This is a genomic window from Amycolatopsis decaplanina DSM 44594 (assembly GCF_000342005.1).
Taxonomy (GTDB): domain Bacteria; phylum Actinomycetota; class Actinomycetes; order Mycobacteriales; family Pseudonocardiaceae; genus Amycolatopsis; species Amycolatopsis decaplanina.
Window position 1 is genome coordinate 1 of the sequence record NZ_AOHO01000046.1, and the last position, 495, is coordinate 495.

The window sequence follows — 495 nt, forward strand, 5'->3', positions numbered from 1 at the left end:
CCGCGAAAGCTCCCGCGACCGCGCCCGCGCCGCCTCCGCCTCCTCCGCCACCCGAACAGGAACACCCCCACCCGCACCCCCCGCGACAGCAGCCCACAACACCGCCACCTGGTTTTTGTTGATCAAGCCATCGGACAGTTCCGCGACCTCCGCCTGCGGCATCTTCCCGTGAAGCTTTTTTGCCCAGGCATTGATCCAGCCCTGGGCGACCACACTCGTCCTCGCCCCCGTCCGGTCCTTCGGCTTCAGGGTGAAACCTGCCGGGAGATCTCCCCGCGTGTTCAGGAAATCCCGGANGCCCCTTAAGACGCCGCCACAAAGCGCTGACGTGAGAATCACTGACCAAGCCACCGGACAAATCCACGACCGCCTGCAGCGTCATTTCTTCTCCGTGCAGGTTTTCCGCCCAGGCATTGATCCAGTCCTGGGCCATCTGACTCGAGCGCGGCCGGTTCCCCGTTTTCAACTTGAAACCTGCCGGCTGGGGCCGTGATT

The 495-nt window shown here is 64.2% G+C and carries 1 protein-coding gene; it reads right to left on the reverse strand.

The window, feature by feature from the left end:
* Positions 1–213: hypothetical protein (locus H074_RS41495; RefSeq protein WP_039922193.1), on the reverse strand; the 213-nt coding region annotated here is incomplete at its 3' end.
* Between the last annotated feature and the right edge of the window lie 282 nt (positions 214–495).